General features: G+C 73.2%; 14 protein-coding genes. 11 read left to right on the top strand and 3 right to left on the bottom strand.

Annotated features, from left to right (window positions below):
• Positions 1 to 210: 210 nt before the first annotated feature.
• Entirely contained in the window at positions 211 to 1,155 is a 945-nt protein-coding gene (locus tag ACWEFJ_RS28870; protein WP_378091481.1) for a 4-hydroxy-3-methylbut-2-enyl diphosphate reductase, read from the bottom strand.
• A gap of 64 nt (positions 1,156 to 1,219) precedes the next feature.
• On the opposite strand from ACWEFJ_RS28870, the gene ACWEFJ_RS28865 reads away from it, so the two are divergent.
• The 8 genes from ACWEFJ_RS28865 to ACWEFJ_RS28830 all read left to right on the top strand — a co-directional run bounded on the left by ACWEFJ_RS28865 (position 1,220) and on the right by ACWEFJ_RS28830 (position 6,885).
• A complete protein-coding gene (locus ACWEFJ_RS28865; protein WP_378091479.1) occupies positions 1,220 to 1,708 on the top strand; it encodes a lipid droplet-associated protein in 489 nt (162 codons plus the stop codon).
• The gene (gene xseA / locus ACWEFJ_RS28860; RefSeq protein WP_378091477.1) at positions 1,705 to 3,015 is read left to right on the top strand and encodes an exodeoxyribonuclease VII large subunit; all 1,311 of its coding nucleotides are present in this window, start codon (positions 1,705 to 1,707) and stop codon (positions 3,013 to 3,015) included. The genes ACWEFJ_RS28865 and xseA overlap by 4 nt, the downstream gene beginning before the upstream one ends.
• Positions 2,996 to 3,403 (top strand): sugar ABC transporter substrate-binding protein, encoded by a 408-nt coding sequence (locus ACWEFJ_RS28855; RefSeq protein ID WP_378091475.1) that lies wholly within the window; start codon positions 2,996 to 2,998, stop codon positions 3,401 to 3,403. Before xseA ends, ACWEFJ_RS28855 begins: the two co-directional genes overlap by 20 nt.
• Positions 3,400 to 3,609, top strand: a complete 210-nt coding sequence (locus tag ACWEFJ_RS28850) for an exodeoxyribonuclease VII small subunit (protein ID WP_378091473.1) — start codon at positions 3,400 to 3,402, stop codon at positions 3,607 to 3,609. The genes ACWEFJ_RS28855 and ACWEFJ_RS28850 overlap by 4 nt, the downstream gene beginning before the upstream one ends.
• A 54-nt stretch (positions 3,610 to 3,663) precedes the next feature.
• Positions 3,664 to 4,716, top strand: coding sequence for a class II fructose-bisphosphatase (gene glpX / locus ACWEFJ_RS28845; RefSeq protein WP_378091471.1), 1,053 nt, complete (start codon positions 3,664 to 3,666; stop codon positions 4,714 to 4,716).
• A gap of 143 nt (positions 4,717 to 4,859) precedes the next feature.
• Positions 4,860 to 5,627 carry a S1 family peptidase gene (locus ACWEFJ_RS28840; protein WP_449715644.1) on the top strand — a complete coding sequence of 256 codons (768 nt, stop codon included), beginning with the start codon at positions 4,860 to 4,862 and terminating at the stop codon, positions 5,625 to 5,627.
• Between the two features lie 141 nt (positions 5,628 to 5,768).
• Positions 5,769 to 6,392 (top strand): L,D-transpeptidase, encoded by a 624-nt coding sequence (locus tag ACWEFJ_RS28835; RefSeq protein ID WP_449715643.1) that lies wholly within the window; start codon positions 5,769 to 5,771, stop codon positions 6,390 to 6,392.
• A 55-nt stretch (positions 6,393 to 6,447) separates the two neighbouring features.
• Entirely contained in the window at positions 6,448 to 6,885 is a 438-nt protein-coding gene (locus ACWEFJ_RS28830) for a L,D-transpeptidase (protein WP_378091465.1), read from the top strand.
• On the opposite strand, the gene ACWEFJ_RS28825 is transcribed toward ACWEFJ_RS28830, so the two are convergent.
• The gene (locus ACWEFJ_RS28825) at positions 6,882 to 7,853 is read right to left on the bottom strand and encodes an NAD(P)/FAD-dependent oxidoreductase (RefSeq protein ID WP_378091463.1); all 972 of its coding nucleotides are present in this window, start codon (positions 7,851 to 7,853) and stop codon (positions 6,882 to 6,884) included. The genes ACWEFJ_RS28830 and ACWEFJ_RS28825 overlap by 4 nt on opposite strands.
• A gap of 80 nt (positions 7,854 to 7,933) precedes the next feature.
• On the opposite strand from ACWEFJ_RS28825, the gene ACWEFJ_RS28820 reads away from it, so the two are divergent.
• Entirely contained in the window at positions 7,934 to 9,328 is a 1,395-nt protein-coding gene (locus ACWEFJ_RS28820) for a class II fumarate hydratase (RefSeq protein ID WP_449715642.1), read from the top strand.
• A 107-nt stretch (positions 9,329 to 9,435) separates the two neighbouring features.
• Here the strand turns inward: ACWEFJ_RS28820 and ACWEFJ_RS28815 are convergent, their stop codons facing one another.
• Entirely contained in the window at positions 9,436 to 10,350 is a 915-nt protein-coding gene (locus ACWEFJ_RS28815) for a DMT family transporter (protein WP_449715641.1), read from the bottom strand.
• A gap of 48 nt (positions 10,351 to 10,398) precedes the next feature.
• On the opposite strand from ACWEFJ_RS28815, the gene pdxR reads away from it, so the two are divergent.
• Both pdxR and ACWEFJ_RS28805 read left to right on the top strand, forming a co-directional pair.
• A complete protein-coding gene (gene pdxR, locus ACWEFJ_RS28810) occupies positions 10,399 to 11,769 on the top strand; it encodes a MocR-like pyridoxine biosynthesis transcription factor PdxR (protein WP_449715640.1) in 1,371 nt (456 codons plus the stop codon).
• A 37-nt stretch (positions 11,770 to 11,806) separates the two neighbouring features.
• A complete protein-coding gene (locus ACWEFJ_RS28805; protein WP_449715639.1) occupies positions 11,807 to 13,339 on the top strand; it encodes an ATP-dependent DNA ligase in 1,533 nt (510 codons plus the stop codon).
• The last annotated feature ends 349 nt before the right edge of the window (positions 13,340 to 13,688 follow it).

The following is a 13,688-nucleotide window of genomic DNA, read 5'->3' as shown; positions in this document are numbered from 1 at the left end:
CGGCGGGATGACACGGACACCGGACCCACAACCCAACGAAAGATCCAGGCGGGGTTGTCCATCCTGCTGATCTGCCCGTCCGGCGAGGACGCTTTTAAAAGCTTTTAGCGCCGGACGTCCCGGCAACGTCACCCGCGAACCACGGACCCAACCGGACCGAACCCCGGACCGAATCCCGACCGGACCCCGACCGAACCCCGGACCGACGCCCTACCGGACCATGTCCTTGCGCAACTCCCGGGGCAGCGCGAACGCGATCTTCTCGTTCGCCGTGGTGATCTCCTCGACCTCGCCGTACCCGTGCGTCGCCAGGAACTCCAACAACTCCATCACCAGGATGTCCGGCACGGACGCGCCCGACGTCACGCCGACCGTCGTCACGCCCTCCAGCCACGCCAGGTCGACCTCGCGCGCGTAGTCGATCAGGTACGCCGCCCGCGCGCCCGCCTGCAGCGCCACCTCGACCAGCCGCACGGAGTTGGACGAGTTCTTCGACCCGACCACCAGCACGAGGTCGCACTCCGGGGCCATGGTCTTCACGGCGGTCTGCCGGTTGGACGTGGCGTAGCAGATGTCGTCCGACGGCGGCTCCTGGAGGTCCGGGAACCGCTCCTGCAGCTGCCGCACGCGGACCATCGTCTCGTCGACCGACAGGGTGGTCTGGGACAGCCAGACCACCTTGGACGGATCCCGCACCACGACCTTGTCGACGTCCTCGGCGGTGTCCACGAGCTGGATGTGCGAGGGCGCCTCGCCGTACGTGCCCTCGACCTCCTCGTGTCCTTCGTGGCCGATCAGCAGGATGTCGTAGTCCTCGCGCGCGAACCGCTTGGCCTCGTTGTGGACCTTGGTCACCAACGGGCACGTGGCGTCGATCGTGCGCAACCCGCGCTCCGCGGCCTCCGCGTGCACGGCCGGCGACACGCCGTGCGCCGAGAACACCACCAGCGCGCCCTCGGGCACCTGGTCGGTCTCGTCCACGAAGATCGCGCCGCGCCGGGACAGCGTCTCCACGACGTGCTTGTTGTGGACGATCTCCTTGCGCACGTAGACCGGCGCGCCGTACTGCTCCAGCGCCTTCTCCACGGTCACGACGGCACGGTCCACGCCGGCGCAGTAGCCACGCGGCTTGGCCAGGAGCACTCGCTTGTCCATGGCCACCAGGGTACGGCGTGCCGGATGTAGGCATCCGACGGCCGACTGCGGCAGGCTGTAGGGCATGAAGCCACTGCCCCTGACCGTACGCCTCGCCGCGGGGCTGGCGGTCACCGCCGTCGAGCAGGCCCGGAAGCTCCCCCGGCAGCTCGCGGGTCTGCCGGTCACCGTGGTCAGTGAGGCCCTGCAGCTGTCCATGCGGGTCCAGCAGCGGGTGACGGAACTCGCAATCAAGGGTGACGACGTGCTGTCCGTGCTGCGGCCGGTGGAGCAGGAACCCGAGTGGGCGACGTTCGACGAGGACGAGCCGGAGGCGACCGCCGAGCCGCGGGGCGACGACCCGTGGGCGGAGGAGGAGCAGGCGATCGCGGCCGAGCCGCCCGCGGTGCTGCCGAACTACGACGAGCTGACGTTGGCGCAGCTCAGGGCGCGTTTGCGGACGTTGAGCGAGGAGGACCTGGAGGAGCTGCTGGCGCACGAGCGCACGCACGCGGCCCGACCAGAGTTCACCGGCATGCTCACCCGCCGCATCGCGAACCTGAAGAGCCAGTGAACGCCGGGAGCCCGAACGTCGAGAGGTCCCAGCCGCCCGGCCCGGAGAGGTCCAGCCCCGAGAACCCGTGGCCGGTGCGGACGGTCGCGCGCAAGATCTTCGACTGGATCAACCGCCTCGGTGACGTGTGGGTGGAGGGCCAGGTCACCCAGTTGAGCGCCCGTCCGGGCACCGCGACCGCGTTCCTCACCCTGCGCGACCCCTCGGTGGACATGTCGATGCAGCTGACCGCGCCGGTGGGCATGGTGCGGGAGCTGCAGCTGTCCGAGGGCAGCCGGGTGGTGGTGCACGGCAAACCCAACTTCTTCCCCAACCGGGGCACGCTGAGCCTGCGCGTGGACGAGATCCGCCAGGTGGGCATCGGGGAGCTGCTGGCCCGGATCGAACGGCTGCGCAAGCTGCTGAACGCCGAGGGCCTGTTCGACCCGCGGCGCAAGCGCAGGCCGCCGTTCCTGCCGAACAAGATCGGTCTGATCACGGGTCGGGCGTCGGCGGCGGAGCGGGACGTGCTGACGAACGCGCACGCGCGCTGGCCGGGCGCGCGGTTCCGGGTGATCAACGTGGCGGTGCAGGGGGCGTTGGCGGTGCCGCAGATCCTCACCGCCCTGGCGACCCTGGACCGCGACTCCGAAGTGGACGTGATCGTGCTGGCGCGCGGCGGCGGCAGCGTGGAGGATTTGCTGCCGTTCTCCGACGAGGCGCTGTGCCGGGCGGTGTCGCAGTGCCGCACGCCGGTGCTGTCGGCGATCGGGCACGAGCCGGACACGCCGCTGGTGGACCACGTCGCGGACGTGCGCTGCTCCACGCCCACGGACGCGGGCAAGCGGGTGGTGCCGGACGTGGCGGAGGAGGCCGAGCGGATCCGGCAGCTGCGGGACCGCAGCCGGCGCGCCCTGCACGGCTGGGTGGACCGGGAGCGGAAGCTGCTCGCGGCGCTGCGGACGCGGCCCGCGCTGTCCGACCCGTACGGCCCGCTGGACCGGCGCGCGGAGGATGTGGACCGGTTGCGGGAGCGGGCGCGGCGCGCGGTGCGCAACCGGCTCGACTCGGAGACCGCGGCGCTGACCGCGACGACGGCGCGCTTGACGACCCTCGGGCCTGCCGCCACGCTGGCGCGGGGGTACGCGGTGGTCCAGCTCGTCACCCCGGACGGGGTCGACGGGGTGCTGCGGTCGACCTCCCAGGCTCCCGAGGGCGCCCGGCTGAGGGTGCGCGTGGCCGACGGCGCCGTGCACGCGGTCGTGACGTCCGGCGGACCCGGCGACGAAGCCCAAGAAGGAGGCGGTGGTGCCGAATCCGGCACGTGAGCCCACGTTCCTGCCCTTGACGGTGGCGGCCGCGGGCGCGGCCGACGACGAGGGCGCGGTCGCCGTGCGCGGTCGCGCCGAGTCGGCCGACCGGGCCGCCGCCGACTGCTGGCTGTCGCTGGTGGCCGGCTGCACGTCCGGCCGGCAGGCGTTGATCAACCGGCTGCACGACCTGTCCGCGGCGACGTCCGACTACGCCGGGATGCGGTGGTGGCTCGGGCACGGCTCGGTGCACCGCCGGCGGGTCGCCGACGCCGAGCACCGCATCGACGACGCGGTGCGGGAGGGTGACGGCGCGGAGTTCGCCGAGGCGTTCATCGGCTACGACCAGGCGGTGGCGACCGTCGTGGTGCACGTCCAGAACCGATTGGGGAAGTTGTCCACGTGAGCGAGCTTGGCTACGAGCAGGCCAGGGACGAGTTGGTGGAGGTGGTCCGCAGGCTGGAGGCGGGCGGGTTGTCGCTGGAGGAGTCGCTGGCGCTGTGGGAGCGCGGCGAGGCCCTCGCGAAGACCTGCGAGCGGCAGCTCGCGGGCGCCCGGGAGCGGATCGATCAAGCACTCAGTGTGACCGAGGAGGACGTGGCCGAGGGGTGACGACGTGCGAGGATTGGCCTACCGGCCGGTAGTCGCACCGCAGGAGGAACCCCCATGGTCACAGGCAGCAGCCCGTCCGAGCGTCGGCGAGAGGCACCCGACCGGAACCTCGCGCTGGAACTCGTCCGGGTGACCGAGGCGGCCGCGATGGCCGCCGGTCGCTGGGTGGGCCGCGGTGACAAGAACGGCGGCGACGGCGCGGCGGTGGACGCCATGCGCAAGCTGATCGGCACGGTGTCCATGCGCGGCGTGGTGGTGATCGGCGAGGGCGAGAAGGACGAGGCGCCCATGCTGTTCAACGGCGAGGAGGTCGGCGACGGCAACGGGCCGGAGTGCGACGTGGCGGTCGACCCGATCGACGGCACCACGTTGATGGCCAAGGGCATGCCGAACGCGTTGGCGGTGCTCGCGGTGGCGGAGCGCGGCGCGATGTTCGACCCGTCGGCCGTGTTCTACATGGAGAAGCTCGCGACCGGGCCGGAGGCGGCGGACGTCATCGACATCACCGCGCCGATCGCGGAGAACATCCGCCGGATCGCGAAGGCCAAGCACAGCGACGTCTCCGACGTGACGGTGTGCATCCTGGACCGGCCGCGGCACGAGTCGCTGGTGCGCGAGGTGCGGTCGGCGGGCGCGCGGATCCACTTCATCTCCGACGGCGACGTGGCGGGCGCGATCTCCGCGGCCCGGCCGAACACCGGCATCGACCTGCTGGTCGGCATCGGCGGCACGCCGGAGGGCATCATCGCGGCGGCGGCGTTGAAGTGCATGGGCGGCGCGATCCAGGGCCGGTTGTGGCCCAAGGACGACGAGGAGCGGCGGAAGGCGCTGGACGCGGGCCACGACCTGGACCGGGTGCTGCTGACCGACGACCTGGTGCGCGGCGACAACGTGTTCTTCTGCGCGACCGGCGTCACCGACGGGGACCTGGTGCGCGGCGTGCACTACCGGGCGGGCGGCTGCACCACCCAGTCGATCGTGATGCGGTCGAAGTCGGGCACCGTGCGGATGATCGACGGGTTCCACCGGCTGACCAAGCTGCGCGAGTACTCGTCGGTCGACTTCGACATCCCCGCCGCCGAGGACGCGCTGCCGCCGCTGCCGTGACGCCGATCGGCACGCCGCGCCGTCAACTGTGAACTCTCGGTCACCGCCACATACCGGCCGATCGGCTGTGGTGATCAGGTCGAGTTCATCCCTAGTTTCCGTTCCGTCCCCGAGCACCCTGCGCCGGGGACGGAGAGGAAGCGATGAAGGTTCGTACCCTGTTCACCGCCTTCGCGGTGGCGGTCGGCGCGGCACTCGCCTCGGCGGCCGGGGCGGCGGCGGCCCCGGCGACCGACGGCGGCGTCACCCCGTTCATCGTGGGCGGTGGCAACGCCACGCAGACCTACTCGTGGATGGTGTCCCTGCAGAGCACCACCGGCAGCCACTTCTGCGGCGGCTCGCTGATCAAGGCCAACTGGGTCGTCACGGCCAAGCACTGCGTGCAGGGCCGGTCGGCGTCGTCCATCCGGGCCCGCATCGGCACGACCAACCGCACCAGCGGCGGCACGGTCGCGACCGGCGCGCAGGTGGTCACGCACGCGTCGTACGACATCGCGCTGGTGCGCCTGTCCACCTCGGTGAGCCAGACGCCGATCGCGGTGGCGTCGACGTCCGGGGCGGTCGGCACGGCCACCCGCATCATCGGCTGGGGCCAGACCTGCGCCCCGCGCGGCGCCTGCGGCGCGCCGACGATCCTGCAGGAGCTGAACACGTCGATCGTGGCCGACAGCAGCTGCCTGGGCATCTACGGCTCGGTGGAGATCTGCACGAACAACCCGAACGGCAACTCGGGCGCCTGCTACGGCGACTCGGGCGGCCCGCAGGTCAAGTCCGTGAACGGCGTGTGGCAGCTCATCGGCGCCACCAGCCGCGCGGGCAACAACAGCTCCACCTGCGCCACCGCCCCGTCGATCTACATGGACGTGCCGGCGTTCCGCTCGTGGATCAGCCAGTACGCGGGCACGGTGTAACGCCCGCCGCGGTGTTCGAAGGGCCGTCCCCCTCCGGGTGGGGCGGCCCTTCCCGTTTCGTTATCGACCCGCCGACAACCGGGGCGTTCCGGGTGGCGTCTCCAGGATCAGGACACCGCACGATCTCCTGGGGGTGCGCGGATGCGCAGAGCAGCACTGGTCGTCATCGCCTTGCTGGCCACGGCCTGCGGGACGCCGGACGCGTCCGGCCCGGCCGCCGCGCCGACGTCGGGGCCGGCGTCTTCGTCTTCCCCCTCTCCCGCGCCGTCCCCCGACGGGCCGCCGGCGTCCTCCACGCCGGCCGCACCGCCCGAAGCTCCCGCGCCGCCGGAGACCACGCGGACGCCGGACCCGCAACCCGCGCCGCCGCCCGCACCACAGCCCGCGCCGCCGCCCCCGCCGGTGACCGTGGCCGGCACGCCGTGCGACATCACCGACGGCGCGTGCGTCAGCCTGTCCACCAACCAGAGCTGGCTGATCAGCGGCGGCAGGGTGAGCTACGGCCCGGTGCCGACCACCTCCGGCCGGCCGGGCTACGAGACGCCCGTCGGCTACTTCTCGGTGCTGTGGCAGGTTCGGGACGACTGGAGCATCCCCTACAACGGCCCCATGCCGTTCTCCACCTACTTCGTCGGCAACGGCATCGCGTTCCACGAGGGCAGCCTCACCGAGGAGTCGCACGGCTGCATCCACCTGTCACGCGAAGCGGCGGCGCACTACTTCGAAACCCTTCGGGTGGGTGACCAGGTTCAGGTCGCGGCATGACGCGGAGTGTTCAAACGACTCGGAAGGGGTAACCGAGGGTCGAGGAGTGATAGCGATGAGGAAGATGCTCGGCACGACGGCGATCGCCGCGACGGCCCTGACCTTCGGCCTCGCGACCCCCGCCACCGCCTCCGCTTCGACCGGCACGCCGTGCTCCGTGCAGAACGGCGCGTGCGTGCAGTTGTCCACCAACCAGGCGTGGTTGATCTACAACGGGAACGCCAGCTACGGCCCCGTCCGCGTGTCCCACGGGATGCCCGGCCACGAGACCCCGGTCGGCACCTTCCCGGTGCTGCGCAAGGTGAAGGACGACTGGAGCGTGCCCTACAACGGGCCGATGCCGAACGCGGTGTACTTCACCACCGACGGCGTCGCGTTCCACCAGGGCGACACCAACACGCAGTCGCACGGCTGCGTGCGCCTGGGCCCGCAGGAGTCGCTCGTGTTCTACGACAACCTGTTCCCGGGCGAGCAGGTGCAGGTGGTGCCCTAACCCGCGTTGCTCGAGTGGCCCGGGAACAGGTGCGCCCCGGGGTCGAGCAGCACGGCGATGTTGTTGACCGCGGTGGCGGCCTCGCCGAACCCGGTGGCGATGAGCTTCACCTTGCCGGGGTACTGGGCGACGTCGCCCGCCGCGTAGACGCGGTCCCGGGCGGTGCGCATGGTGGTGTCCACCAGCACCGCCCGGTGGTCCAGCTCCAGGCCCCACGACTCGATCGGCCCCAGGTCGGCGGTGAACCCGAGCGCCGCGACCACGGCCTGCGCGGGCAGCACCTTGCGGTCGCCGCCCTTCAGGCCCAGCTCCACCTCGGCCAGGTCGGGGTCGCCGCGCAGCTCCAGCACCTCGGCGTCGGTGATGATCTCCACGCCCAGGTCGCGGACCTGCCGCACGGTCGGCGGGTGGGCCCGGAACGTCGCCCGGCGGTGCACCAGCGTGACGCTGGACGCGATCGGGTGCAGCGCGAGGGCCCAGTCGAACGCCGAGTCGCCGCCGCCGACGACCACCACGTCCTGCCCGGTGTGCACGTTCAGCTGCGGCACGAAGTGCACCACGCCGCGGCCCAGCCAGCCGTCGCCCGCGGGCAGCGGGCGGGGCCGGAACTCGCCGATGCCCGCCGTGATCAGCACCGCGCCGGCGCGGACCACGCCGCCGTCGGCCAGCCCCACCTCCAGCCGTCCGTCCACATCGGACAGCGTGCGGGCCTGGCGGCCGAGCAGGTAGGTCGGGCGCCACTGGTCCGCCTGCCGCACGAGCGCGTCCACCAGCTCGCGCCCGCGCACCGCCGGGAACCCGGCCACGTCGAAGATCATCTTCTCCGGGTACATCGCGGTGATCTGGCCGCCCGCCTCGGGCAGCGCGTCGACCAGCGCGACCGACAGGTCCCGGAACCCCGCGTAGTACGCCGCGAACAGCCCCGTGGGGCCCGCACCGACGATCAGCAGGTCGACCTCAAGCTCCATGACTCGACCATAGGTGTTCCACGCCACTCTGTCCCGCTCCTCTTGTGCCCGGTCCGGGTGGCCGGTCCAGACTCGGTGGCATGGCTGAACAGGAGTACCGCGTCGAGCACGACACCATGGGCGAGGTCAGGGTGCCGGCGGACGCGCTGTGGCGTGCGCAGACGCAGCGCGCGGTGGAGAACTTCCCCGTCTCCGGGCGTGGCCTGGAACGCGCCCAGATCCGCGCGCTCGGCCTGCTCAAGGCCGCCGCGGCGCGGGTGAACGCCCGGTTGGGGGTACTGGAACCCGAAGTCGCCGAGGCCATCGCCGCCGCCGCCGACGCGGTGGCCGCGGGCGAGCACGACGCGCACTTCCCGGTGGACGTGTTCCAGACCGGGTCCGGCACGTCGTCGAACATGAACGCCAACGAGGTCATCGCGACCCTGGCCACCCGCGCCCTGGGCCGCGACGTGCACCCGAACGACCACGTCAACGCCTCGCAGTCGTCCAACGACACGTTCCCGACCACGCTGCGGCTCGCGGCGACGGAGGCGGTCGCGCGCGACGTCGTCCCGGCCCTGGAGCACCTGGTCTCGGTGCTGGACGCCCGGGCGGCCGACTGGACGTCCCTGGTGAAGTCGGGCCGCACGCACCTGATGGACGCCGTGCCGATCACGCTCGGCCAGGAGGCCGGCGCGTGGGCCACCCAGGTCCGGTACGGCGTCGAGCGCCTGACGTCGTCGCTGCCGCGCCTGGCGGAGCTGCCGATCGGCGGCACGGCGGTGGGCAGCGGGCTGAACGCGCCGGCGGGCTTCGGCGCGGCGGTGTCCGCGGAGCTGGCCGCCGTGACGGGCCTGCCGGTGACCGAGGCCCGCGACCACTTCGAGGCCCAGGCCACCCAGGACGGCGTGGTCGAGGTCTCCGGCCAGCTGCGGGCCACCGCGGTGGGCCTCTACAAGATCGCGAACGACCTGCGGTGGCTGGGGTCCGGCCCGCGCGCCGGGCTCGGCGAGCTGGCGCTGCCCGACCTCCAGCCCGGCTCGTCGATCATGCCGGGCAAGGTGAACCCGGTGATCCCCGAGGCCACGATGATGGTGGTGGCGCAGGTGATCGGCAACGACGCGGCGGTGGCGTTCGCCGGGTCGCAGGGCAACTTCCAGCTCAACGTGATGCTGCCGGTGATCGCCCGCAACGTCCTGGAGTCCGCCCGCCTGCTCGCCGCGGTGGCCCGGCTGCTGGCCGACAAGGTGCTCACCGGCGCGGAACCGCAGATCGAGCGGATGCGCGAGTACGCCGAGTCGTCCCCGTCGATCGTGACGCCCCTCAACCGCTACCTAGGCTACGAGGAAGCGGCCTCGATCGCCAAGCAGTCGTTGAAGGAGCGCAAGACCATCCGCGAGGTGGTCCTGGAACGCGGCCACGTCCCGGCCAAGCTCTCCGAGGCCGAACTGGACCAGGCCCTGGACGTCCTCCGCATGGCCAACGGCAACCGCTGACCCCTCACGTCCCGCGTGTCCTACGTCCAGAACGCGCGTGTCCTACGTTCGGAACGCGCGTGTCCTACGTTCGCGTCGCGTGAGTCCTACGTTCGGAACGCGTGAGTTCAACGTTCGGAACGCGCGAGCCGCGGTCGTGACCGGGGCCGGGGCGGGTGGTCGGCGTCGGCCGCCCGCCCCCGCAGCCCGATCACGCACCCCGCCGCCACGGCGACCGCGCCCACCACCGCCACCCCGGTCAACGCCTGCGCACCCAACGCCACCGACGCCGCCAGCCCCGCCACCGGCATCAGCCCGATCAGCACCCCGGCCCGGTCCGCGCCCAGCCGCGCCACCGCGAAGTACCACAGCCCGAACGCCACCGCCGTCAGCACGACCCCCAGCACGGCCAGCGCCACGCCCTCCCGCACCGTCGGCACCCGCCACCCGCCGACCACCGTGCCCAGGGCCGCACCGGCCACGGCCGCGATCAGGCAGCACCACGTCGCCACCGCCACCCCGCCCAGCCGCCGCACCACACCCACCGCGAACAGCGTGAACGACGCCTCGCCCGCCACCGTCAGCAACGCCAGCGCCAACCCCGGCCCGTGCCACGACCCACCGCCCGACAGCACCACCACCCCGGCCACCACGACGACCGCCCCCACCACCGCCGCCACGGCCGGCCTCCGCCCCGCGACCAGCGGCGCGACCAGCGCCAGCACCAGCGGGCTCGCCCCCAGCACGGCCGCGACGAACCCCGGCTCGGCGTACCGCTGCGCGTACAGCACGCACGCGGTGAACCCGAGCATCCCGGTCGTGACCAGCCCGAGCAGCGCCGGCCAGTCCCGCCGCCCCGGCACCGGCAGCCGCCCGCCCCTCAGCCACGTCCACGCCAGCAACGCCAGCGCGCCCAGCGCGTACCGCATCGCCTGCCCCGTGAGCAGCGGGTACGCCTGGAGCATCCCCGTCACCGGCACGGACGCGCCCACGATCACCGACGACATCGCACCCGCCGCGATCGCGGCCCTCCCGTGTCCCATGGTCGGCAACCCTCCGCCATCGGTGGTCCAGGCGTAAGCTCCACTCAGATGCCCGCCGACTGGACCACTTTCCGCGAGCTCCTCCTCCCCGCCGCGCACGGCCCGCGCGCGGTGGAGTCCGAGCTGCGCCGCGCCGTGCGGGACGGGCGGCTCGCGCCGGGCACGCGCCTGCCGTCCAGCCGCGACCTCGCCGCCCAGCTCGGCGTCGCCCGCGGCACCGTCACGTCCGCGTACGCCCAGCTCGTCGGCGAGGGCTACCTGACCGCCCGGCGCGGCTCGGGCACCACCGTCGCGGCCGCCCCCGCGTGGCCGGGCGGGGCCGCCGACGACCCCGGGCCCGCGCCGCGGTTCCGGTACGACCTCAAGCCGGGCCTGCCCGCGCTGAGCGCCTTCCCGCGCGACGAGTGGCTGCGGGCGCAGAAGTCGGCGATGACCGACCTGTCGACCGACGACCTCGGCTACCCCGACCCCGCCGGGTTCGGGCCGTTGCGCCGGGAGCTGGCGGACTACCTCGGCCGGGTGCGGGCGGTGGCCGCGCGACCGTCCGATGTGGTCGTCACCAACGGCGCGGCGGAGGGCATCTCGCTGCTGGGCCGGGTGTTGCGCGCGGCCGGGCACCGCAGCGTGGCGGTGGAGGAGCCGAGCCACTTCGGCGGCGCGGAGATGTTGGCGTCACACGGTCTGGCGGTCCGACCGGTGCCCGTCGACTCCGGCGGGTTGCGCGTCGACGTGCTGTCCACAACGGACTGCCGGGCGGTCGTCGTCACGGCGGCGCACCAGTTCCCGTTGGGTGTCGTGCTGCACCCGGAACGTCGGCGCGCGCTGCTGGAGTGGGCGCGTGCGTGCGACGGCGTGGTGGTGGAGGACGACTACGACGCGGAGCACCGTTACGACCGGCCGGCGATGGGCGCGATGCAGGCGCTCGACCCGACGCGGGTGGTGTACCAGGGGAGCGCGAGCAAGGTGCTCGCGCCCGCGTTGCGGCTGGGGTGGCTCGTGCCGCCGCCCCGGCTGCGGGACGCCGTCGTGGAGCGCAAGCGGTTGGACGACCTGGGCACGGGGACGTTGCACCAGGCGGCGTTCGCGCGGCTGCTGGGCGCCGGCGGGTACGACCGCCACCTGCGCCGCACGCGGCAGCTGTACCGGGCGCGGCGGGACGCGCTGCTGGACGAGCTGCGGCTCGTGCTGCCCGAGTGGGAGCCGATCGGGGTCGCGGCCGGGTTGCACGTGGTCGTGCGGCTGCCCGCCGGGACGGACGACGTGGCGCTGGAGGAGCGGCTGGCGCGGCGCGGGGTGAACGTGCCGGCGTTGGCCCGGTACGCCCGCGGGCCGCTGTTCCCCGGGCTGGTGATCGGGTACGCGGCGTTGACGCCGGACCGGCTGCGGGAGGCCGTGCGGGAGCTGCGCGCGGCCGTCTGACCGGTTTTTGTCGGTGGTCGGGTGCACCATGGTCCCCGTGTTGTTCTCCGAGGTCGTCGAGACGTCCGCCGCGGTGGCGGCGACGCGCTCCCGCCTGGCCAAGGTCGACGCCCTGGCCGGGCTGGTGCGCCGGATGAGCACGCCCGCGGTGGTGTCGTTCCTGGTCGGCGTGCCCAGCCAGGGCCGCATCGGCGCGGGGTGGCGCACCGTGGTGGACCTGGACGTGCCGCCCGCGGCGTCGCCGTCGCTCACGGTGTCCGATGTGGACGCCGCGCTGGGGGAGTTCGCGTCCGTCGGCGGGAAGGGGTCGGCGGCGCGGCGGGCGGCGTTGCTGGCGTCGCTGTTCGGCCGGGCCACGGCGGCGGAGCAGGACTTCCTGCGGCGGCTCCTGACGGGTGAACTGCGTCAAGGTGCACTCGAAGGGGTGATGCTGGACGCGATCGCACGGGCGGCCGACGTGCCCGGCGAGGTGGTGCGGCGGGCGTTCATGCTGTCGGGGTCGCTGCCGGGGACGGCGGAGGCGGCGCTGCGCGGCGTGGAGGCGCTGGCGGCGTTCCGGTTGGAGGTGGGCCGGCCGGTGCGGCCGATGCTCGCGTCGCCGGCCGAGTCGCTGGCGGCGGCGTTGGTCGAGCTGGGGTCGTGCGTGGTGGAGCACAAGCTGGACGGCGCGCGGATCCAGGTGCACCGGGCCGGGGACGAGGTGCGGGTGTTCACCCGGACGTTGCGCGAGATCACCGGGACGGTGCCGGAGCTGGTGGCGTTGGTGCGCGGGTTGCCGTGCACGTCCGTGGTGCTCGACGGGGAGACGCTGGCGCTGGCCGACGACGGCAAGCCGAGGCCGTTCCAGGAGACGATGAGCCGGTTCGGGGCGCAGGACGTGCGGGAGCTGCTGTTGAGCCCGTTCTTCTTCGACTGCCTGCACCTGGACGGGGTGGACCTGCTGGACGAGCCGTTGCGGGTGCGGCTGGACGCGGTGCGGCGGGTGGCCGGGGCGCACGTGATCCCGGGGGTGGTGGAGCCCGCGTCGGAGGAGGCGGCGGCGCGGGTGCTGGAGGAGGCGTTGGCGGCCGGGCACGAGGGCGTGATGGTGAAGTCGCTGGGGTCGGCGTACGCGGCCGGGCGGCGGGGGCGGGCGTGGCAGAAGGTGAAGCCGGTGCACACGCTCGACCTGGTGGTGCTCGGGGTGGAGTGGGGCAGCGGTCGGCGGAAGGGGTTGCTGTCGAACCTGCACCTGGGCGCGCGCGATCCCGACGGCGGGCCGCCGATCATGGTCGGGAAGACGTTCAAGGGGCTGACCGACGAGTTGCTGGCGTGGCAGACGCGTGAGCTGATGGCGATCGCCACGGAGCGGACGGACTGGGCGGTGGTGGTCCGGCCGGAGCTGGTGATCGAGATCGAGCTGGACGGGGTGCAGGTGAGCCCCCGCTACCCGGGCGGCGTGGCCCTCCGCTTCGCCCGCGTGCTGCGGTACCGGCCGGACAAGGACGCCGCCGAGGCGGACACGATCGACGCCGTCCGCGCCCTCCTGCCGAAGTCCCCCACCGGCAGCCCGAGCGACACGATCGGGTGAACATGGGCCGAAGATGTACGGAAACACTGTTACCGCACCTCGGTTGAAACGAAGAGGAGGCCAACCAACCCCCGGCACGCGCCGCAACCACGACCTGACCACCACTCGCCCCGGACCTCGACCCTCAGCCCAACCACCGCCCACGACCGGATCACCGTGCCGGCAGCCGGAACCGCCACGCCACGAACCGCACCCACGCGCCCGCCCGGCCGGCGCGTGACCTGAGCAGCCAGGGATCCCGCCGACCCGGTCCGGCGGCGTCGCCGGCGTCGGATGCCAGCACGAGCGGCCCAGCTGGAAGCACCACGGCGGTGGGAGCGGAGCGAGGCGGCGCGGTGGGAGCGGGGGC

The organism is Actinosynnema sp. NPDC004786 (assembly GCF_053601135.1).
The sequence above is the reverse complement of the archived record's forward strand: the minus strand, read 5'-3'. Positions and strand labels throughout refer to the sequence as shown.